This window comes from Salinicola sp. 4072 (assembly GCF_036663415.1).
In the GTDB taxonomy this organism is placed as follows: domain Bacteria; phylum Pseudomonadota; class Gammaproteobacteria; order Pseudomonadales; family Halomonadaceae; genus Salinicola; species Salinicola salarius_A.
Genome location: NZ_JAXOVV010000020.1, coordinates 14676 through 36396 on the forward strand (window position 1 = coordinate 14676; position 21721 = coordinate 36396).

16 protein-coding genes are annotated in these 21721 nt (G+C 65.9%); 13 read left to right on the plus strand and 3 right to left on the minus strand.

Features of this window, described 5'->3' with window-relative positions:
• Position 1: 1 nt before the first annotated feature.
• The 3 genes from R3F72_RS13500 to R3F72_RS13510 all read left to right on the plus strand — a co-directional run bounded on the left by R3F72_RS13500 (position 2) and on the right by R3F72_RS13510 (position 5122).
• Positions 2-1714: a dihydrolipoyllysine-residue acetyltransferase gene (locus R3F72_RS13500; protein WP_332779911.1), complete on the plus strand. Its 1713-nt coding sequence runs from the start codon at positions 2-4 to the stop codon at positions 1712-1714.
• A 17-nt stretch (positions 1715-1731) separates the two neighbouring features.
• On the plus strand, positions 1732-3561 hold the full coding sequence (locus R3F72_RS13505; RefSeq protein WP_087720151.1) for a protein kinase domain-containing protein: 1830 nt from the start codon (positions 1732-1734) through the stop codon (positions 3559-3561).
• Positions 3562-3775: 214 nt separating this feature from the next.
• On the plus strand, positions 3776-5122 hold the full coding sequence (locus tag R3F72_RS13510) for a sodium-dependent transporter (RefSeq protein WP_087720150.1): 1347 nt from the start codon (positions 3776-3778) through the stop codon (positions 5120-5122).
• A gap of 298 nt (positions 5123-5420) precedes the next feature.
• Here the strand turns inward: R3F72_RS13510 and R3F72_RS13515 are convergent, their stop codons facing one another.
• Entirely contained in the window at positions 5421-5609 is a 189-nt protein-coding gene (locus tag R3F72_RS13515; RefSeq protein WP_332779912.1) for a PA3496 family putative envelope integrity protein, read from the minus strand.
• Between the two features lie 200 nt (positions 5610-5809).
• On the opposite strand from R3F72_RS13515, the gene hexR reads away from it, so the two are divergent.
• From hexR to R3F72_RS13565, 10 genes are all read left to right on the plus strand, one after another.
• Positions 5810-6667 carry a transcriptional regulator HexR gene (hexR, locus tag R3F72_RS13520; RefSeq protein ID WP_087720149.1) on the plus strand — a complete coding sequence of 286 codons (858 nt, stop codon included), beginning with the start codon at positions 5810-5812 and terminating at the stop codon, positions 6665-6667.
• A 126-nt stretch (positions 6668-6793) separates the two neighbouring features.
• Entirely contained in the window at positions 6794-7480 is a 687-nt protein-coding gene (imuA, locus tag R3F72_RS13525; RefSeq protein WP_332779913.1) for a translesion DNA synthesis-associated protein ImuA, read from the plus strand.
• Between the two features lie 4 nt (positions 7481-7484).
• Positions 7485-9026, plus strand: a complete 1542-nt coding sequence (locus tag R3F72_RS13530; RefSeq protein WP_332779914.1) for a Y-family DNA polymerase — start codon at positions 7485-7487, stop codon at positions 9024-9026.
• Positions 9023-12298: an error-prone DNA polymerase gene (locus R3F72_RS13535; RefSeq protein WP_332779915.1), complete on the plus strand. Its 3276-nt coding sequence runs from the start codon at positions 9023-9025 to the stop codon at positions 12296-12298. Before R3F72_RS13530 ends, R3F72_RS13535 begins: the two co-directional genes overlap by 4 nt.
• 182 nt (positions 12299-12480) lie before the next feature.
• Positions 12481-13077, plus strand: a complete 597-nt coding sequence (locus R3F72_RS13540; RefSeq protein WP_087720145.1) for a ZapG family protein — start codon at positions 12481-12483, stop codon at positions 13075-13077.
• A gap of 77 nt (positions 13078-13154) precedes the next feature.
• Complete coding sequence (uvrD, locus tag R3F72_RS13545) at positions 13155-15395, plus strand: DNA helicase II (RefSeq protein WP_332779916.1); 2241 nt, start codon at positions 13155-13157, stop codon at positions 15393-15395.
• Between the two features lie 130 nt (positions 15396-15525).
• Entirely contained in the window at positions 15526-16254 is a 729-nt protein-coding gene (phoU, locus tag R3F72_RS13550) for a phosphate signaling complex protein PhoU (RefSeq protein ID WP_071230484.1), read from the plus strand.
• A 104-nt stretch (positions 16255-16358) separates the two neighbouring features.
• A complete protein-coding gene (gene cysZ / locus R3F72_RS13555) occupies positions 16359-17090 on the plus strand; it encodes a sulfate transporter CysZ (RefSeq protein WP_322528352.1) in 732 nt (243 codons plus the stop codon).
• 297 nt (positions 17091-17387) lie between these two features.
• Positions 17388-17999 (plus strand): superoxide dismutase, encoded by a 612-nt coding sequence (locus R3F72_RS13560; protein WP_071230482.1) that lies wholly within the window; start codon positions 17388-17390, stop codon positions 17997-17999.
• A gap of 212 nt (positions 18000-18211) precedes the next feature.
• On the plus strand, positions 18212-19261 hold the full coding sequence (locus R3F72_RS13565; RefSeq protein ID WP_087720140.1) for a siderophore-interacting protein: 1050 nt from the start codon (positions 18212-18214) through the stop codon (positions 19259-19261).
• Positions 19262-19407: 146 nt separating this feature from the next.
• Here R3F72_RS13565 and R3F72_RS13570 read toward each other — a convergent pair whose 3' ends face one another.
• A complete protein-coding gene (locus R3F72_RS13570; RefSeq protein WP_256961319.1) occupies positions 19408-20256 on the minus strand; it encodes a M23 family metallopeptidase in 849 nt (282 codons plus the stop codon).
• A 106-nt stretch (positions 20257-20362) separates the two neighbouring features.
• Positions 20363-21715, minus strand: coding sequence for a phosphate regulon sensor histidine kinase PhoR (gene phoR / locus R3F72_RS13575; protein ID WP_332779917.1), 1353 nt, complete (start codon positions 21713-21715; stop codon positions 20363-20365).
• Positions 21716-21721 lie beyond the last annotated feature (6 nt).

Genomic DNA, 21721 nt, shown 5'->3' on the forward strand with positions numbered 1-21721 from the left:
GATGAGCGATTTTCTGCTGCCCGATATCGGCGAGGGCATCGTCGAGTGCGAAGTGGTGAAGTGGCTGGTCGCCGAGGGCGACAGCATCGCCGAGGATCAGCCGGTGGTCGAGGTGAGCACCGACAAGGCGGTGATGGAGATCACCGCGCCCGACGCCGGGCGGGTGACCCGGCTCTACTGCGGCGAGGGTGAGACCGCCTGCGTGCATGCGCCGCTGTTCGCCTATGTCGTGTCGACTGACACCGATAGCGCCGACAGCCCGGCAGCCCGCGCGCCCGCGCCCGAGGCTGCCACCCCCGAGACGGAAATTCCGCAGCCGCCTGCGCCGCAGGACGAACAGACGTCACAGGGCGAACCGACGCTGCAGGACGAGCCGGCCCCCACCGCGGCCAAGCCGTTCCTGCTGCCCGATCTCGGCGAGGGCATCGTCGAGTGCGAGGTGGTGGCGTGGCGGGTCGCGGAAGGCGAAGAGATCGCCGAGGATCAGCCGGTGGTCGAGGTGAGTACCGACAAGGCGGTGATGGAGATCACCGCGCCGGAGGCGGGGCGCCTGGCGCGGCACCACTGCCAGGTCGGCGAGAGCGCCCGGGTGCATACGCCGCTGTTCACCTATCACCCCGCGACGAGCGAAACGTCCACCGCTTTCGGCACGACAACCGACACGGCCCCTGGCGCGGCAGCCGACGCCCCGCAGTCGACCTCGCAGTCGACCTCGCAGTCGACCCCGTTGGCGAGTGTTTCACGTGGAACCTCGGCGCCCGCGGCATCGTCGGCGGGGCGGCGGCGTATCCCCGCCAGCCCGGCGGTACGTCGCCGGGTGCGCGAGCTTGGCGTGCGCCTCGAGGAGATTGCCGGCAGCGGCAAGGATGGCCGGGTGCTCAAGGAGGACGTGCTGGCGTTCCAGCAGCAACATGAAAAGCGTCAGGAACAGCACCGCGCGGAACCGCAGGATTCACAGCCGAAAGCCGCAACGCCGGGACGTGGAACGCCAATGCCGGAGGCTGCCTCCGACGAGCGGACCGAGCCGCTGCGCGGCGTGCGTGCCGTCATGGCCAAGCGAATGAGCGAGGCCGCAGCCACGATTCCGCATTTTGCCTACGGCGACGAGTTCGACGTCACCGAGTTGCTGGCGCTGCGGGAACGCCTCAAGGGCGATTTCGAGGCGCGTGGTGAGCGGTTGACGCTGATGCCGCTGTTGATGAAGGCGCTGGCGCTGGCGGTGACGACGTTTCCGCTGCTCAACTGCCGGCTCAGTGCGGCAGCCGACGCCATCCATTATCAGGCCGCCTGCAATATCGGCATGGCGGTGGACAGCGCCAGCGGCCTGCTGGTGCCCAACGTCAAGCACGTCGAGCGACTGAGCCTGCGCGAAGTGGCGAGCGAGGTGGAACGCCTGACCCGGGCGGCCCGCGAGGGGCGAGTCGAACCCGGCGATCTGAAGGGCGGCACCATCAGCATCTCCAACATCGGCGTGCTGGGCGGCACCTACGCCATGCCGATCATCAACGCGCCGGAGGTGGCGATCGTCGCGCTCGGCCGGGTTCAGCGGTTGCCGCGCTTCGATGCCGACGGCAACGTGGTGGCGCGATCGATCATGACCGTGACCTGGTCCGGCGACCATCGAGTGCTGGATGGCGGCACCATGGCGCGTTTCTGCAATCGCTGGAAGGGCTACCTGGAGGCGCCCGAGACGATGCTGGCCGATCTGCGCTGAGTTTTGAGCGAACACCCATGAACGAGCCGACGGAGCTGCAGCAGTTCTACATTCCCGAGGAGCAGTCGGTTTACCTGCTCAGCCAGAGCCAGGCGCGACAGCTGCGGGAGTGGATCGAGCGCTGTCGGCATCAGCTCGCCCAGGTCGGCTACCGGGAGGTCGAGCTGATCGGCAAGGGCGCCTACGGGTTCGTCTTCGCGGGCATCGACGGCGCCGGCGACAGCCATGTGTTCAAGTTCACCCGCCAGAACCTGCCGCAGTCTTTTCACGAGCGCCTCGAGGAGGAGGCGTTCATGCTCGAACAGGTCGATCATCCCCTCGTTCCCAGACTGATCGCCTATCGCACCCTGCGCCATCAGGCGATGCTGGTGATGGCGCGCGCGCCGGGCATCAATCTGGAGGAGTTCTCGCTGCGCGAGGGGCGGCTGGCGCCACGCCTGTTGATCAGGATCGCGGCGCAGCTGGCGGACATCCTGCGCACGCTACGCCGTGAATCCGCCGAGGGGCGCGTGGTCGTGCACGGAGACATCAAACCCTCGAATCTGATGTTCGATGCGCGGACCGAGCAGATCGCGCTGATCGACTGGGGCTCCTCGGTCTTCGCCCAGCTCGATGCCGAAGGCCAGTTCCTGTCGCGTAACGTGATGGAGCTGATGTCCGCCGATCTCCAGCACACCAACGCCCGCATGGGCGACGTCTACTATATCGGCGACGAACAGTTGAACGGTGCGTTGTCGTCGCCACGCTTCGATGAGCAGGGCGCCGCCGCGACCCTCTATGCGCTGGCGACCGCGCAGTCCAGCCGCTTCGGCCACGGGACGATCCCGGCAACCTCGCTGGGCCTGCCGATCGAGTTCGCCCGGATGCTGGATGCCATGCTCAGCGAAGACGCCGCGCTGCGCCGTCGGGCCGGGGACTACTTTCTCGAGCATATGCCGCGCATCGCCCGCACCATCATCCGTGAGCCGCAGGCGGTGCCGGAAATCCCGCTGGTGCCGGTGTGGGTGCGCTCGCTGGAGCAAGAGATCGAGACGGTGGTCTACAGCTCGCGCAAGGCCTTTCTGCGCGAGGACGTGCTGCACGATACGTCACTGCGCGGGCGGGACCGCGACGACACCTTGAGTGCGATCAATGACGTCCAGTTCGATCGCTACTACAAGCATTTCATGCAGGGCATGGGCGATCTCGAAAAGGCCTTTCTGGTCTCGGTCGGGCGGCTGGGGAAGTATCCGGTGGTGGGCGGCCTGGCGGTGCGCTGGAGCGAGGCGGGCGTGGAATTCGATACCACGCTGAGTCTCAACGAACCGTCGCTCCGGACGGCGTTCGTCGCGGCGGTGAACAACATGATCACCCTGGCCCGGGCGATCCGCCGCCGCGATGGCGTGTTCAAGGCGTGCCTGTTCAACGCCCGGCGCACCCTGCACATCGATCGCGATGACGCTTCCCGGCCGTTCGTGCCCGAGCCCGGCTGCGCGATTCCCTACGAGGTCAGCCCGACGCCGGAGCTGGAGGACGCCAGCCGCGAGCACTCCTACTTCGAGGATGGCCCGGATCCCGAGGAGTTCCTGCGCCTGCCGCCGGTGATGATCGAGGCGCTGTCGCGACTCAACGCCATTCATCACACTGGCATGATCATCTTCGAGGCGTTGCCGACCCACCTGAAGATCCACAGCTACTATCGCCTGCTCGATCCGGCCCGGGAGCAAGAATTCCGCGGCTGTCTGGAGACGCTGCTGGCGGCGGTGCCGCAGATCGACGGGCTCGGCGTGTCCGGCTACATGAAGATGCCCTACAAGAACACGCGACATTTCGCGCATCGTTCACGGCCGGCCGATACCGGTGCGTGAGGTTTCCGAAGACTCGCTCGTCGCGGTGCCGCGTGCGCAATCGTTGCGTTATGCGGACGATTCTTACCCTTTTGGTCGATTTCATGGGGCAAACGGGGATGAAACGGACCTGAGTCGTTATAATCCGCGCCGACATGAGAATCCCCTCGCGTGACCGACGCCCGTCATGGAGCGCTGCGGGTTTCCGACAACAGCAATACTCGATGGTGAATTCATGGCCAAGCAATCCCATACCCATGCGCAGTGGTCCTCGCGAACGGCCTTCGTTCTGGCGGCGACCGGTTCTGCCGTGGGTCTCGGCAATATCTGGAAGTTTCCCTACATGGTGGGCGACAGCGGCGGCGCCGTGTTCGTGCTCGTCTACCTGGTGTGTATCGCGCTGATCGGCCTGCCGATCCTGGTGTCCGAGTGGCTGCTGGGCCGGCGCGGGCAGTCCAACCCGATCAATACCATGCAGAAGCTCAGCCGCGATTCGAAGCTCTCGCCGGACTGGGTGCTGGTGGGCATCGCCGGTGTGCTGGGGTCGTTTCTGATCCTCTCGTTCTACAGCGTCGTCGGCGGTTGGTCGCTCAACTACACCTGGAGCACGCTGACCGGCGATCTGGGCCAGTCGAGCGGGGTCGATGTCGGTGACTACTTCACCACGCTGCTGGGCCAGCCGGGCACGCTGCTGTTCTGGCACACGATCTTCATGCTGCTGACGTTCGGCATCGTCGCCGGCGGCGTCAAGGGCGGCCTGGAGCGGGCGGCCAAGTGGCTGATGCCGCTGCTGATCGTGGCGCTGGTCCTGCTGATCGGCTTCGGCGCGACCACCGCCGGCTTCGGCGAGGCGGCCGCGTTCATGTTCTCGCCCGACTGGAGCAAGTTGAACGGCGGCGTCGTGCTCGCCGCGCTGGGGCATGCGTTCTTCACGCTGTCGCTGGGCATGGGGATCATGATGGCCTACGGCTCCTACCTGGGGCAGGAGGTCAACCTGATCAAGACGGCGCGCACCGTGGTGATCCTGGATACGGTGATTGCGCTGGGCGCCGGCATGGCGATCTTCCCGGTGGTGTTCGCCAACGGTCTGGACCCGAGCGCCGGCCCGGGGCTGCTGTTCGTGACGCTGCCGCTGGCTTTCATCGACATGCCCTGGGGGCTGGCGTTCGGCACGATCTTCTTCGCGCTGCTGACGGTAGCCGCGCTGACTTCGGCGATCTCGCTGCTGGAGCCGGTGACGGAGTTCCTGGAAGAGCGCACGCCGCTGTCGCGCCTGGGTTCGGCCTTTGTCGCGGCGCTGGCGACCTGGTCGCTGGGCATCGCCGCGCTGCTGGCGTTCAACGTCTGGTCCGGCTTCCAGCCGTTCGGTTTCAATGTCTTCGATCTGCTCGATGCGCTCACCAGCAAGCTGATGCTGCCGCTGACGGGGCTGGCCGCCATCGTCTTCACGGCGTGGTTCCTGGATAGCGAAGGCGTGAAGCAGGAGCTGGGCCTGGGGCCGAAGGGCCGGGTGCTGTGGCACTACGTGTCGCGCTATGTGGCGCCGATCGGGGTGATCGTGGTGTTCCTCAACAGTCTTTGAGAAAACGCGATAGCCGACTGCGCTAGGCTCAGCGGTGTTGAGATCAACCTTGGAATGCTCATTTACAACCTCGTAAACTGCGCTTCCTCGGTTAATCTCGCCTTGCTGAGCCGTCGCTCGTAACGGCTCTCATCGTCTTCTCTTGGAAGGCATATGTCGCAGAGCATCGCGTGACAGGTATTCACCCGCCGGGATGAATCTGACGGTCAGGCAGCGGCCGCGGTCCTCTTCGAGGGCGCGGCCGCTGGTCGTTGAGGGCCGGCGAACGGCGGGTGGCGGTGGCCGGCGGCTGCTCGTGCTATTTGGGCAGTTCGGCGATCTCTTCCGCCAGCTGGCGCTTTTCCTGGCGCTGTTCGATACCACGCCGGGCCTTGAGATAGCGAATGGCGGCCTTGCGCTTGCGTTGTTCATGTTCGCTGACTTCCAGCGTCATGAAAATCTCGAGAATGTCGCTCTTGAGGGCATGAAGGTGTTCGACGCTCTTCATGATCGAATCTCCTGGCATCCTAAGACCTGTCGGTTCGCGCCCGACATGCATACTATACTCAACTTTACAAGATGATGACGATTCACTTTTTTCATGCTTTCAACGCGCCTTGGCGGCGTGTTCCCGCCCGCGTGACTGGGGCATACTGGGCGCCTGATTCCTGACCGAGAAGATCCGATGTCGTCAACCGAGGGCCAGCCATGAGCCGTTCGCTGTTCGATGAATTGCGTGTGCACATGGATCGTCTGCGCCGCTCCGAGCAGAAGGTGGCGCGCTTCGTGCTGCGCAATCCGGAAGAGGTGATCCTGATGCGGATCACCGACCTGGCCAGCGAGGCGCAGGTCAGCGAGCCGACGGTGGTGCGCTTCTGCCGCGCCATGGGCATGGCGGGGTTCCAGGAGTTCAAGCTCAAGCTGGCGCAGATGATGGCGCGGGGAAGCCAGTACGCCCAGTTCACCATGAACGACGGCGACAGCGTGGCCGAGTTCTCCCACGGGATCTTCGACAGCACCATCGAGACGCTCGAACAGGTCCGCGATCAGCTGGACAACGAGGCGCTGGGCAAGGCGATCGCGGCGCTGGCGGTGGCCAACCGGGTCGAGTTCTACGGTTACGGCGCCTCGGGGATCGTCGCCGCCGATGCCCAGCACAAGTTCTTCCGCCTGCAGATCCAGACTTCGGCCTACTCCGACCCGCACCTGCAGGCGATGTCCGCCGCGACCCTGAAAGCAGGCGACGTGGTGGTGGCGATCTCCCAGACCGGCCGCACTCGGGCGCTGCTCGCCAGCGCCAAGACGGCGGTCAAGGCCGGCGCGACCGTGATCGGCCTGTGCCCCAGCGATTCTCCGCTGGCCCGCGAGGTGACCCTGACGCTGCCGATCGACGTTCAGGAGGATACCGAGGTCTACATCCCCATGACCTCGCGTATCGTCCATCTGCTGACCATCGACGTGCTCGCGGTGGGCGTGGCCAAGAATCGCGGCCCACAGATCACCGATCAGCTCAAGGCGATCAAGCGCAGCCTGGGGTCGCTGAGGGTTTCCAACAACGTGTCGTGACGGCTTCATGGCCGGGGAAACGCCGACTTCGCTCGACATTTTTTGCATCTCGAATACTGTATATATAGACAGTATTCTTGTTCTGAGTGACACTGGTGGCCACGTTTCACCGTCCCGGCTACCGTCATGTCGCTACTCGCTACTCGCTACTCGCTGTTTCCGATGGATATCGCTGTCGCTCCTCGATACGAGGGGTGGTCAATGAGCAGCCTGGAATCCCTGCTCGATAGCCGTCAGGTCTGGCGCGCCCAGGCCGGTGCCGATAGCCAGGGCGGCGATGCGATCGCCAGCGGGCATGCGGCGCTCGATGCGATCCTGCCGGGGGGCGGCTGGCCGTCGGCCGCGGTCAGTGAGCTGCTGTCGGCGGGCGCCGGCAACGGGGAACTGGCCCTGCTGTGGCCGGTGATCTCGCGGATGACCCGGGAAGGCCGGCCGGTGGTGCTGGTCTCGCCACCGGGCGTGCCGTATCCGGCGGCGTGGCGACAGGCGGGCGTGGCGCTGGAGCAGTGTCACTGGCTCGACGTGCAGGGCCGCGAGGCGCTGTGGGCGACGGAGCAGTGCCTGCGCGCCGGCTGCTGCGCGGCCGTCGTCGCCTGGCTGCCGCAGGCCGATAGCCGCCTCATGCGGCGGTTGCAGGTGGCGGCGGCAAGTGGCAACACGCTGGCTTTCGTCCACCGGCCGCTGGCGAAGGTGTCCGAGGCGTCGCCAGCGCCGCTCCGGTTGCGGCTGCACCGCCATGCCGAACTGGAGATCCTCAAGTGTCGTGGCGGCTTTCCGTCCGCGCGGCGGATCGCCTTCGGCGCCAGGGCGTGACGCCATGCGCTGGGTCTGCCTGCTGTTTCCGCGTCTGGCGCTGGAGGGGGCGCTGCGTCGTCGTGCCGACCCCGAGGCGCCCTTCGCGCTGGTCGATGGCCCGGCGCAGCGCCAATGCATTCGCGCTGCCAATCGCGCCGCCCGCGAGCAGGGCGTCAAACCCGGTCAGGCGCTGGGCTTCGCCGAAGCGCTGTTTAACGCGCCGCTTTTTAAGGCGCCCGGAGCCGCGCCGCTTTTTAAGGCGCCCGGAGCCGCGCCGCTTTCCAAGGCGCCCAACTCCGCGCCAGAAAACGGTTCTGAACCTGCCTCGGGCGAGCGGCTCGAGACGGCGCCGTTCGATGCCGAATCCGTCGAGCGCTGGCGGCGGCGTCTGGCGAGCTGGGCCTACGGCTTCAGCGCTCAGGTCAGCCTGCACTATCCGCACGCGCTGGTGTTCGAGGTCGCCAGCAGCCTCGATCTGCTGGGCCCCTGGCCGCGGCTGGAGGCGCGGCTGCGGTCGGAGCTCGCCGAACTCGGCTTTTCGCATCGGCTGGTGATCGCCCCCAATCCGGCGGCGGCGCGGGTGCTGGTCAATGTCCACGACGGGCTGGCGGTGGACGACGCCGGGCTGGAGCCGGCGCTGGCCGCGCTGCGCCTCGACCGTGCCGGGCTGGCGAACATCGATGCCGGCCAGGACATCGTGCAGACCCTCAAGCGTAGCGGTTTCCAGCGCCTGGGCGAGCTGTTTGCCCTGCCGCGCAGCGCCCTGGCCCGACGTTTCGGTGGCGGTTTGCTGCGTCATCTGAGCGAGCTGCGCGGGGAGTGGCCGCTGGCGCTGGATTACCATCGTCCCACGCCGCGTTTTTCCCGTACCTTCGAATTCGATCAGCCGGTGCATGCCCTGGCGGGGCTGGCCTTTCCGCTCAAGCGCCTGCTGCAGGAGCTGGCCGCGTTTCTGATGGGCCAGGACGCGGGCGTCGAGCGGTTCCGCCTGACGTTCGAACTGGAGGACGGTCCGGCGCAGGCCGTCGAGATCGGCCTGCTGGCGGTACAGCGCGACCCCGATACCCTGCTCGAGCTGACCCGTGCGCATCTGGAGCGCGTGCGCCTCGCCGGCCCGGTGATGAGCTTGACGCTCTCCGCGCCGCGCCTGTCGGCCTACGCGCCGGTCCGGCGGGAGCTGCTGGAAGGGCCGGCCCGCCAGGCCCAGGCCTGGGCGACGCTGCATCAGCGGCTGGTCGCGCGGCTGGGCGAGCCGGTACTCAAGCCGCTGGTCGAGTACCGCGAGCATCGCCCGGAAATGGCGGTGATCGACGGCGCCGGCCCACGGGCGCGTGACGCCAGCGTCGGCCCGGCGCGTCCCGGTTGGTTGACCCCCACGCCCCAGCGCTGCGATGGCGACGTGGCGCAGCTGCTGGCGGGGCCGGAGCGGATCGAAAGCGGCTGGTGGGACGGCGGCGACATCCGGCGCGACTACTATCTGGCCCAGTGGGCCGACGGCCGCCACGCCTGGGTCTGGTGCGAGCCGGGGCGGCAGGGCTGGTATCTGCACGGGTGGTTCGGATGAGCGATGGCTTTTTACAGCGGCCCGACGCTGCCGCCTCATCGCGGCCCGACGCTGCCGCTTCGGACGCCCGACAAAGCCTGGGCGCGGCACCGGACGCCTGTAGCCTAGGCACAGCTTCGGGTGCCTTTAGAGAGCCCTACGCCGAGCTGCACTGTCTTTCCGCCTTCAGCTTTCAGCGCGGCGCGTCGACCGCGGATGAGCTTTTCGAGCGCGCCGCACGGCTCGGCTACCGTGCCCTGGCGATCACCGACGAGGCCACGCTGGCCGGCATCGTACGCGGCTGGCAGGCGGCACGGGAGCATGGCGTCGCGCTAATCGTCGGTGCCGAGTTTCGTACCCAGTGCGGCATCAAGCTGGTGCTGCTGGTGGAGAACCGGCGTGGCTACGAGGCGCTCTGCGGATTGATCACCCGCGTTCGCGGGCGTGCGCCCAAGGGCGAGTATCGGCTGCTCGCCTCGGATCTCGACGAACTCGACGGCGGTGACGGCCTGTTCGCGCTGTGGATTCCGGAGGCAGTGCCGGGCCATGAGATGGATGATCGTGAGGTAAGTGATAATGAGGTGGGCGAGCGGCTGGCACGTGCCTTCCCCGATCGGCTGTGGCTGGCGGTGGAGCTTCACTACGGCTTCGAGAACGGCTGCGATAACGCGGCGCGTCTGGCCCGACTGCAGGCGCTGGCCGCCGAGCTGGGCATTCCTGTACTGGCGGCGGGAGACGTTCACATGCATGCCCGGGGCCGGCGGGCGCTGCAGGACTGCCTCACCGCGATTCGTCACCACCTGAGCGTGTTCGAGGCGGGAGACACGCTGTTCCCCAACGGCGAGCGCCATCTGCGCAGCCGGGATGCGCTATCCGCGATCTATCCCGTTGAGCTGATGGCCGAGAGCGTGGCGTTGGCGGCGCGCTGTGACTTCGATCTCGGCGAGCTGCACTACACCTATCCCCACGAGGTGGTGCCGGAGGGCAAGACGCCGGCCGAGTGGCTGCGCGAGTTGACGGCTCAAGGCTGCGCGCGACGCTGGCTGAATGGTGTGCCCGAGAAGACGGCCGCGCAGATCGACTACGAGCTCGCACTGATCGAGGAGCTCGGCTACGAGCACTATTTCCTCACCGTGCATGACATCGTCGACTTCGCGCGGCGGCAGCACATCCTGTGCCAGGGGCGCGGCTCGGCGGCCAACTCGGCGGTCTGCTACGCGCTGGGAATCACCGAGATCGATCCGTCGCGCACGGCGCTGCTGTTCGAGCGCTTCATCTCCCGCGAACGCGACGAGCCGCCGGATATCGATGTCGATTTCGAGCATGAGCGCCGCGAGGAGGTGATCCAGTACGTCTTCAGCCGCTACGGCCGCCATCGCGCGGCGCTGACCGCCGTGGTCAGCCATTACCACGCCGCTGGAGCGATCCGCGATATCGGCCGGGCACTGGGCTTCGCGCCGGAGCGTATCGACCGGCTCGCCCGCTGTGCCGGGCGCTGGACCGATCATATTCCCGACGAAGCACGGCTCAGAGAGCAGGGTTTCGAGCCGGAAGAGCCCATGCTCCAGCGTCTGCTGGTGCTGGCCGGTACGCTGGTTGGCTTTCCGCGCCATCTCTCCCAGCATCCGGGCGGGTTCGTGATCTCGGATGCGCCGCTGCAGACGCTGGTGCCGGTGGAAAACGCCGCCATGGCGGAGCGCACGGTGATCCAGTGGGACAAGGACGATCTCGATCTGGTCGGGCTGCTCAAGGTCGACGTGCTGTCGCTGGGCATGTTGACGGTGCTGCGACGCAGTCTGGATCTGGTGCGCCTTCACCGCGGTATCGACTACGCGTTGGCGACGATTCCCAAGGAGTGCGCCGAGACCTACGCCATGATCCAGCGCGCCGATACCCTCGGCGTGTTCCAGATCGAATCCCGTGCCCAGATGGCGATGCTGCCCCGGCTCAAGCCGGCCAAGTTCTACGACCTGGTGATCGAAGTGGCGATCGTGCGCCCCGGGCCGATCCAGGGCGACATGGTGCACCCCTATCTCAAGCGGCGTAATGGCGAGGAGCCGATCACCTATCCGTCACAGGCATTCAAAGATGCCTTCGAACGCACTCTCGGCGTGCCGCTTTTCCAGGAACAGGTAATGGCGCTGGCAGTGGAGGCGGCGGGTTACAGCCCCGGCGAGGCGGACCAGCTGCGGCGCTCGATGGCGGCCTGGAAGCGCCACGGCGGGCTCGAGCATCACCGCCAGCGAATCGTCGAGGGCATGCTCGAGCGCGGCTACGAGCTGAGCTTCGCCGAACGCATCTTCGAGCAGATCAAGGGCTTCGGCAGCTACGGCTTTCCCGAATCCCACGCCGCCAGCTTTGCCTTGCTGACCTACGCCAGCTGCTGGCTCAAGTGCCACGAACAGGCGATCTTCGCCTGCGCGCTGATCAACAGCTGGCCGATGGGCTTCTATTCGCCGGATCAGGTACTGCAGGATGCCCGCCGCCACGGCGTCGAGGTGCGGCCGGTCGATATCCGCCAGAGCCAGTGGGAGAGCACGCTGGAGGTTGCCTCTACCAGTACCGGCGAGTTGGCGATTCGGCTCGGGCTGCACATGATCAAGGGGCTCGCCGAGAGCGACGGCCAACGGCTGCTGGCGGCGCGCGACACGCCGGGTTGCGATAGCGTCGAACGCCTGGCGGCACGGTCCGGGGTCAAGCGGGCGGTGCTGTCACGGCTCGCCGATGCCGGGGCGCTGGAGGGGCTGGCCGGAGATCGCCATCGGGCGCGCTGGGCCACGGCCGGTGTCGAGGCTTCGCTGCCGCTGTTTTCCGAGGTCGATAGCGAAGAGGCGTCGCTCGCGCTGCCTGCCATCGAGGTCGGCGAGGCGATCAAGGCGGATTACGCCACGCTCGGTACCACGCTGGGGCCGCATCCGATGTCGCTGCTGCGCCAGCGCTGCCGGGTGGAGGGTATTCGTGGTCTGGGCGGGGTGGTGGATTCCAGGCGTCTCGCCGAGCTGCCGGGGGATATCGGCGTGGCGATCGCCGGGCTGGTGGTCGGGCGCCAGCGCCCCGGCTCCGCCAAGGGGGTGACTTTTCTCACCCTCGAGGATGAATTCGGCATGGTCAATGTCGTGCTCTGGCCGCATCTCGCCGTCCGCTATCGCCGGGTCCTGCTCGAGTCTCGGCTGCTGCGGGTGGTGGGCAAGCTCGAAAGCCAGGCGGGCGTGCGCCACGTGATCGCCAGGCGACTGGTCGATCTCACCGGCCTGCTGGAGGGGCTGAGCACGCGCAGTCGGGATTTTCATTAGTCCGGCTCTCGTCGCACGCGCTGTGGGGCGGTGCGGACGACCGGGAGCGCGATGGCGCGGACTGGCAAAACGGCGTGATCCTGTGATTAGGTAAGGAACCATTGTGCTGCGCTGCCGGTCTTTATTGTGGCGTATTTCGCAGCAATGATTTTCCTTCAAACAACTCAAGAGGCGGCTGATTTATGGAGAGCATTGGCGTAGGGCCCTGGATTGCCATCGCGGTGGCCGTGGGTGCCATCGGGGTACTGGTCGGCTACTGGCTGGGAACCAGGATGGGCGGTCACAACACCGAACCGATGCGCGAGCTCAATCGCGAGCACAATGCCTACAAGGAAGACGTTCGCGAACACTTCGAGCAGGTTTCCGCGACCATGACGCGGATGGTCGAGGACTATCGCGAGATGTATCACCATGTCGCCAAGGGCGCCGAGAAGCTGGCGGACATGCACCATGAAACGGTGATCGAGCCGCCGCCCAAGCCGGAAGCGATCACCCAGGATCTGCGCACCGACGACGAGAAGCGCGACGCGTCGGCTTCCTCGACAGCTTCCAGGGCGGAGCCGTCGGCGACGGCGCCAACGGCTTCCGGTGCGGCGGCGAAGTCTTCCGCATCGCCATCCGCCTCCCCGACGGCCGGCAAGGCATCGCCCGAAACGGCCGCCGGTGGCGAATCCGGCTCGTCGACCGGACGCCCGCAGGATGCGGCGATTCACGCCGCCGCCCAAGATGCCGCCACCGGGCGCGGAAGCGCCCCGGGCAGGGCAACAGGCAGCGCCTGACGCCAGGCGGGGCCGGCCGGCTGTGTTAAGCTGGCGCGCTCTTCTCATTCCCAGCAGCAGGCCCCGCACGGTTTCCAATGGATGATGTCTCGGCACTAATCGACTCCCTCAACGCCAATCAGCGCGAGGCCGTCGCCGCGCCGCCCGGCAATATGCTGGTGCTGGCCGGCGCCGGTTCGGGCAAGACCCGAGTGCTGGTGCACCGCATCGCCTGGCTGATGCAGGTCGAAGGCGTTTCCCCCTATGCCATTCTGGCGGTGACCTTCACCAACAAGGCCGCCCGCGAGATGCGCACGCGTCTCGAGGCGCTGCAGGGGGCGTCGCTGCGCAACATGTGGGTCGGCACCTTCCACTCGATCGCGCATCGCCTGCTGCGCACCCACTGGCACGACGCGCGTCTGCCCCAGCACTTCCAGATCATCGACAGCGACGACCAGCTGCGGCTGGTCAAGCGTCTGCTGCGGGACCACAACGTCGACGACGAGCGCTATCCGCCCAAGCAGGTGCAGTATTTCATCGGCGGCTGCAAGGAGGAGGGGCTGCGTCCGCAGCAGGTGGCGACCCACGGCGACGCCTACATGGCCAGGATGGTCGAACTCTACGAGCTCTATCAGCTGACCTGCGAGCGCGGCGGGCTGGTCGACTTCGGCGAGCTGCTGCTGCGCAGCCTGGAGCTTTTGCGGGATACGCCGGCGCTGCTCAAGCATTACCGCGAGCGCTTCGGCCATATCCTGGTCGACGAATTCCAGGACACCAACACCCTGCAGTACGCCTGGCTGAAATTGCTGGCCGGCGCTGATGGCAATGGGAAGGGCGATGACGACAGTGCGGCCATGATCGTGGTCGGCGACGACGATCAGTCGATCTACGGCTGGCGCGGGGCCAAGGTCGAGAACATCCGCCGCTTCGAGACCGAATTCACCAACACCCGGACCGTGCGCCTGGAGCAGAACTATCGCTCCACCAGCGCCATTCTGGATGCCGCCAACGCGCTGATCAGCCACAACAGCGGGCGCATGGGCAAGGAGCTGTGGACCGACGGCGATGCTGGCGACAAGATCTCCGTCTATGCCGGCTTCAACGATCTCGACGAGGCGCGCTTCATCGTCGATACCATCGGCGAACAGTCTCGCAACGGCATTGCCCGGCGCGAGATGGCGATCCTCTACCGCTCCAACGCCCAGTCCCGGGTGATCGAGGAGGCGCTGATCCGCAGCGGCGTGCCGTATCGCATCTACGGCGGTCAGCGCTTCTACGAACGCCTGGAGATCAAGAACGCGCTGGCCTACCTGCGCCTGCTGCTCAATCGCGAGGATGACGCGTCGCTGGAACGGGTGATCAACGTGCCGGCCCGCGGGATCGGCACGCGCACGGTGGAGATCCTGCGTGGCCGCGCCCGTGATACCAATGTCTCGCTGTGGCAGTCGCTGCACGACAGCCTGAGCGACGGCACGCTCAAGGGCCGCGCGGGCAATGCGGTCAATGCCTTCGCCGAGCTGATCGAACGTCTCGACAACGATACCGCCGGCATGGCGCTCTACGAGATCATCGAGCACGTGATCCAGATCTCCGGCCTGATCGAGCACCACCGCAGCGAGAAGGGCGAAAAAGGCCAGGCGCGGGTGGAGAACCTCGAGGAGCTGATCAATGCGGCGCGGGCGTTCTCGCAGAATGCCCAGGCCAACCCGATCGACCTGCAGGAGGTGGGCGAAGGTGCCGCGGCGCTGGAACCGTTCCTGGCGGAAGCGGCGCTCAACGCGGGCGATCACGAGGCCGATGAGTTCGAGGACTGCGTACAGATGATGACGTTGCACTCGGCCAAGGGGCTGGAATTTCCGGTGGTGTTCGTGGCCGGCATCGAAGAGGGCCTGTTCCCGCACAAGATGTCGCTGGAAGAGCCGGGACGCCTCGAGGAGGAGCGCCGGCTCTGCTATGTCGGCATGACCCGCGCCATGCGCAAGCTCTATCTCACCTACGCCGAGATCCGCCGCCTGCACGGCCGCGAGACCATGGCGCGGCCGTCGCGGTTTTTACGGGAAGTCCCCGAGGAACTGCTCGAGGAAGTGCGCCTGCGCGGACAGGTATCGCGCCCGGTGACGTCCCGGCCCAACGTGGGCTCGTTGCGCCAGCAGGGTGTCGAGGCCAGCGGCGATCTCCCTTCGCTGTCGCTCGGCCAGCGCGTCAGCCATCCGTTGTTCGGCGAGGGCGTGATCCTCGATGCCGAAGGGGAAGGCGCCCGCGCCAGAGTGCATGTCAGCTTCGAAGGCGAGGGCGACAAGTGGCTGGTGCTGGGCTTCGCCAAGCTGACCCCGTTGTAACGGCAGTCGGCAGCGTCATCTGTTTGCAATACTCTTGTGCCAGAATGGCGAGATAAGTCGTAAAACGTTCACCGCGTTGCTGTTTCTCGTCGCGCCCCGGTTTCTCGTCGCGCCTCATTTGGAGTCACACATGGATATCACCAGCGATACCCACAGTCAGCACATCTCGCAGCAGTACAACCAGGACCTGGAAACCATCAAGACCCAGCTGATGGCGATGGGCGGACTGGTCGAGAAGCAGCTCCAGGAAGCCCTGACCGCGCTGCTGGAGGGCGATAGCCAGTTGGCGATTCGCGTGCGCGACAACGACGCCAGCGTCAACGGGATGCAGCTCAAGATCGACGAGGAGTGCGTGCGGATCCTGGCTCGGCGTCAGCCGGCCGCTTCCGACCTGCGCCTGGTCATCGCGGTCATCCGGGCCACCAACGATCTCGAGCGGATGGGCGACGAAGCCAACAAGATCGCGCGCAATGCGCTCGATCTGATCGAAGCCGGTCGGATTCCCCAGGGTAGCGTCGAGATTCGCCACATCAGCGAACACGTCGGCAACATGCTGCGCGATTCGTTGACTGCCTTCGCCCGCTTCGACACCGAGCTGGCGCTGAAAGTGGTAGCGGAAGATGCCTCGGTGGACAGCGAATACACCACTGCCATGCGTTCGCTGGCGACCCTGATGATGGAAGATTCGCGCTCCATCGGCGGCGTGCTGAACGTGATGACGGTGCTGCGCGCGCTGGAGCGGATCGGCGATCACGCCGACAACCTGGCCGAGCACGTCATCTATCTGGTCAAGGGCCGCGACATCCGCCACACCTCGGTCAGCGATCTCGATCACGAGCTCCTGGGCAAGGGCCGCTAACGCTGAACCCCTCGGGCGTCGACTCGCTCGGGGCTAGCGCTCCGCCGTTCGGACTGTGTTAGCGTGTCGACCTCGCAACGGTTTGTCTGTTCGGCGGATTTGGCATGATCTACTCCCTGCAAGTGATTCTCAGTGGCACGCGCCTGGTGTTCGAGCCCGGCCTGCGTCGTTTCGTGATTGGCCCCGTGCTGGTCAATCTGCTGCTCTACGGCGGCACGATCTTCTATCTCTTCGAGAACTTCGGCGGCTGGCTCGACTACGGCATGCGCCAGATACCCGGCTGGCTGACCTGGCTGGAGTGGTTGATCTGGCCGCTGCTGGTCATTGCTCTGGCGCTGATCGTCTTTTTCACCTTCACCCTGGTTTCCAACCTGATCGCGGCACCGTTCTACGGCTTTCTGGCCGAGAAGGTGGAGACTCGCGTCACCGGCCGGCCGCCAAGCGACGAACGCGGGCTGATGAAGGCCGGCGTCGATGCGCTGGGGCGGGAACTGGTCAAGCTGGGCTATATCCTGCCGCGCATGGCGGTTCTGTTCCTGATGGGATTCGTGCCCGGCCTCAACCTGATCACGCCCTTTTTGTGGGCGGCGTTCTCAGCCTGGATGATGGCCGTCCAGTATCTCGACTACCCGATGGACAACAACCAGGTCGGGTTTACCGACATGCGTCGTCGCCTGCGTGCCCGCTGGTGGCCGACGCTGACCTACGGCGCCTGCATGTCCATGGCCACCTGGGTGCCGGTGCTCAACCTGATCCTGCTGCCCGGTGGCGTTGCCGGTGGCGTCATGCTGTGGGACCGCTATTACCGCTCCATGGTGCCGGCAGTGAGCCGCTGAACGCGGGGGCGCGAGCGCGGGCGGCTGCCCGGCCGGCGAGAAAAACCGCCGGCCGGGGTTGAAAGCGGCACCGTTGCACGCCATGTAGGAAGGTACGGCACGAGGGTTTGTCGAAGTTCCGGAGCCAGGCGCATCGGGGCTTCTACAAATCCTAGTGAAATCAAAGCGATAGTTTTTCCGAGCAGCGCCGTATCGAGGTCGGGTTCGCTTGACACTGTCATGCGTTGCTCACTATTTTGATTCACCCGAGAGGCGCCCGCGTCGGGCAATGCCTCCTCACGAAAGGGAGTTTTGATCATGGCTCATAGCTTACCGTCGCTACCCTATGCGTATGACGCGCTGGAACCCAAGATCGACGCGATGACGATGGAGATTCACCACACTCGTCACCATCAGACTTACGTCAACAACCTCAACGCCGCGCTGGAAGGCACGGGGCTCGAAGACGTGCCGGTCGACAAGCTGATGGCCGATATCGAGAAGGTTCCGCAGGACAAGCGCCAGGCAGTCATCAATAACGGTGGCGGTCACGCCAACCACTCGCTGTTCTGGACCGTGATGTCCAAGGATGGCGGTGGCGAGCCGACCGGCAAGGTCGGTGAAGCGATCAGCAGTGAACTCGGCGGCTACGACGCCTTCAAGGAAGAGTTCAAGAAAGCGGCAGCCGGTCGTTTCGGCAGTGGCTGGGCCTGGCTGGTCGTGACCCCGGATAAGAAGCTCAAGGTCATCAATACCCTGAACCAGGACAGCCCGCTGATGGAAGGCCTGACGCCGATCCTCGGTCTGGATGTCTGGGAACACGCTTACTACCTGAAGTATCAGAACAAGCGTCCGGATTACATCGCCGCGTTCTTCGACGTCATCAACTGGGACGAAGTCAATCGTCGCTATGCCGAAGCCACCGCCTGATCCTTGGCGCTGACTGTCTAGTACTATCCAGTACTGACTGTCTCGGCATAAGCCAGTTCGAGATGCCCCCGCTTCGGTTTCATCCCCGGAGCGGGGGCATCTTGCATCGATTCCCACCGCCAGCGCTTTTCTGATAGGCTGACGACATCGGCCTCCCGCCGATTCCAAGCTCCGCACGCCACCGCCCCACTGCTGCAAGACGATCCCACATCATGACTGCACTTCGCTGCGACGCCACATTGACGCTCACTGATGTAAATAATTTTCAATTGCGCCTGAGATCGTTTCTGGACGAGTACGATGTGCCCTATCGAGCCGACGACATCCTAACGGTGATCGAGCTGCCCGGGGGCGAGGCGCATTTCGCCGCCATCCGCGTGGGGTTGCACATGGAAGCCCGAGCCGAGGCGCGGGACGGTCTGGAGACGCTGCGCGGCATCATCGAGCACTACGTGTCGCTCTTCGCGGGCGAGAACGCGCTGCCGTTGCACTGGCACGGCGATGTCGTCGCGGCCCCGACCTTCGCCAATTTCCGCGAGATGCGGGTGACGCGGATCGAGGATCTGAGCCCCAGTATCCGGCGGCTGACGCTGAGTGGCGAGAACCTGGCGCGCTTCGATCATCCGGAAGAGTGGCACGTGCGCCTGCACTTTCCGCCGGCCGGCATCGAACGGCCGCAGTGGCCGCGGCCTACCGCGGAAGGCGGCACCCAGTGGCCGCCGGCAGAGGAGCGCGCCGAGATTCGCTACTACACGATTCGTCGCCTGGATGTCGCTCGCGGCGAGGTCGAGATCGATTTTCTGCTGCACGAGGCGCCGGGGCCGGGAGGCGACTTTGCGCGGCGTGCCAGGCCGGGAGATCTCTGCGGCATGGCCGGGCCTTACGGACGCGGCGTCGCCGAGGCCTCCCACTATCTGCTGGCCGGCGACGAAACCGCCATTCCGGCGATTTCTCGCCTGCTGGAGATACTGCCGGGGCACGCCCGTGTCGAGGCCTGGCTGGAGGTCGAATCGCCAGTCGATGCCCTCGAGCTGCCGGTGCCCGCTCATTGCGACGTGCAGTGGCGCTATCGCTGTCGCGGCTACGGCCCCAGTGAGCAGCTCGCCGCGGCGGTCGCCGAGGCCATCCCTGCGACCCGCGACGACCTGTTCGTCTGGTTCGCCGGCGAGGCGGATGTCAGCCAGCGCCTGCGCAAGCGGCTCAAGCAGGAGTTCGGGCTGCAGAAGGGGCAGCATTTGGTCACTGGCTACTGGAAGCGCTAAGCTTCGTTCGAAAAATGTCTACGCTCGCCCATACGGCGTTAAAAATCGGCTCAAAGTGCTCATTTACACCCACGTAAACTCCGCTTTCTCGCCAATTTTTGCCTTGTCTGGCCATCGCTCGCCAATTTTTCAAACGAAGCTTGGACTCACGGAGCCCTGTCGAGTACCAGCAGCGGGTCGATCCGCGTATCGAACCAGTTCATGCCCCAGTGCAGATGCGGGCCGGTGGCGCGGCCGGTCGCGCCTACCGCGCCGATCACTTCTCCCTGTTCGACGCTGTCGCCGACTTCCACATCGATCCGCGAGAGATGCAGGAAGTTGGAGCTGATGCCGTAGCCGTGGTCGAGCAGTACGGTGCCGCCGGTCAGGTAGAGATCATCGGCAAAGGTGATCACGCCGCTGGCCGGCGCCTTGACCGGCGTGCCCTCGGCGGCGGCGATGTCCATCCCCGAGTGGGCCGAACCCGGCGTGCCGTTGTAGATTCGCTGATTGCCGAAGCGCCCGCTGATTCGCCCTTTCACCGGCCAGACGAAGGTCTGGGCGAAACCTACCCGGTCGTCGTTGCGGGTGCGCTGGGCGCTGACGGCGGCCTGTTCGCGCTGGATGCGCCGGGCGATTTCCGGCGGCGGTGAGACGGTCTTGGGCGGCACGCCATCAATGCGCTCGATCGGCCAGTCCCGGGGCGTGATCGCGACCGCGACGTTCTGCTGGCGGCTGTCCGGCGTGGTGATCGACACCGTCTGACGACCGCTGGCATCGCGCCCCACGCCGAACACCACGGTGCCGTAGCCGGTGACGCGAAGCTCCCGCCCCGCCGTCGTCACCTGGCTGCCGGGCGGCACGCGGCCGATGACCATCGAGCCCTGCTGGACGCTGTCCGGGAAAGTGATGGGCACCGAATCCGCCCGGGCGACACCGACGAGACACGAGAACACAAGGATGACGAGGGCGCCGAGCAGTCGGCGCCATGAGGAAAGGGAGAGAATGATCGGCACCGGGTCGAACTCCGTATCGCTGGATGCCGCCACCATAACCCGATGCGGTGGCGGGAGAAACGCCGCCGACGCCGGATGGCATTCGCGACAGGGTCACGCCCCGTGGTCAGGCCGAGCTATCGGGAAGCGCGGAAGCTGGCCGAGAGGCGCCCGGCGCCAGGCGTGAGGCCGGAAACACGCAGCGGAAACGGGCGCCGAGACCGGGGCGGCTGACGATCTCCAGATTGGCATCATGGCGAAGCAGCACGTGCTTGACGATAGCCAGCCCCAGCCCCGTACCGCCGGTCGCGGCACTGCGCCCCTTGTCGACGCGATAGAAGCGCTCGGTCAGGCGGGGGATATGGATCGGGTCGAAGCCGTCGCCGTTGTCCTCGACCTCGATGGCGGCGCCGTCGTGCCAGGGTTTCCAGCGCAGGGTGATGGTACTGCCCTCGGGCGTGTAGCGGACGGCGTTGAACGCGAGGTTGGAGATGGCGCTGCGGATCTCCTTGGTGTTCGCCAGCAGCCGTCCCGAGGCCTCGGCCTCCACTGCCACCTGATGCCGGCCGGCGCTGAGATCGCGGGCATCGGCGGCAATCTCCTCGAGTAGCGAGGCCACATCGAGCACATCGCGATCGTCGTCGGGGCTGTCGATCTCCAGGCGCGACAGCAGCAGCAGATCCTCCACCAGATTCTGCATGCGGGTGGTCTGGGCCTGCATCTGCGCGAATCCGCGCTGCCAGCGCTCGGGGAGCTGGTCGGCATGGTCGAGATAGGTCTCGAGATAGCCGGCCAGCACCGTCAGCGGCGTGCGCAGTTCGTGGGAGACATTGGCCACGAAATCGCGGCGCATCATCTCCAGCTGGTGCAGGCGGCTGACGTCGCGGGCCATCAGCAGGCGTTCGTTGTCGCCGAACAGGGTGAGGTGGAACTGCAGGGTGCGGTTGGCCTGGACCGGCGAGGGGATCAGCAGGGGCTCGCTGTAGTCGCCGCTCTCGAAATAGGCAATGAAGCGCGGATCGCGCAGAAAGTTGGTGATCGGCTGGCCGCGATCGTGATCGGGCTGCAGGCCGAGCATGTCGCAGGCGGCACTGTTCCACCACTCGAGATCGCCGTTGGGGTCGAGCATCACCACGCTGTCACGCATCGCCTCGCAGGAGTCCTGGATACGGCGCAGGATGTCGCGCAGGCGCTGCTGCAGCTGCGTCTGGGCCTTCTGGTAGTTGTAGAGCCGGTCGAACAGGTCACCCCAGACGCCGGTGCCGGGTGGCGGTGCTTCGCGGGGGTTCTTCAGCAGCCAGACGTAGAGCATGCGCACGTGGCGCAGATGCAGGAAGACATAGAGCCCGAGGCCGGCCGCCAGGCCCCATCCCAGCCCGGCGAACAGCTCGCCGCCCAGCTCACCGAGCAGCAAGCCTATCGCGCCGAGCCCGAACAGCATGTAGCCGAGGCGCCACAGTTCGTTGATCCAGTAGCGCACGTCCTA